Origin of the sequence: Sedimentibacter sp. B4, from assembly GCF_000309315.1 — a bacterium.
GTDB classification, from domain to species: Bacteria; Bacillota; Clostridia; order Tissierellales; family Sedimentibacteraceae; genus Sedimentibacter; species Sedimentibacter saalensis.
Window position 1 is genome coordinate 1 of record NZ_CANG01000506.1, and the last position, 241, is coordinate 241.

Genomic DNA, 241 nt, shown 5'->3' on the forward strand with positions numbered 1-241 from the left:
ACCCGCATGGAAGCCCTCCGCTGCCTCAAACGCCGACTCTCCGACGTCGTGTATCGACACCTCCTGGCCGACGCCACCACGATCACCAGCGACCCCGACGAGCAACTGGGCGCGAGCCCGGGAGGGCACCTCGGGGCGGCACTTAAGTCCAGCGCGGTCGACTCACACCCGAACATCGACGCGCCTCCAACCCACCCATTGACAGAGGGGACCAGATGCGGTCGTTCGGGTGCGAACTGGG

Annotated in this window: 1 pseudogene; it reads left to right on the plus strand. The window is 67.2% G+C overall.

The features are described 5' to 3' along the window. Nucleotides 1-241, plus strand: a pseudogene (locus tag BN358_RS27695) (hypothetical protein); the annotation flags it as partial.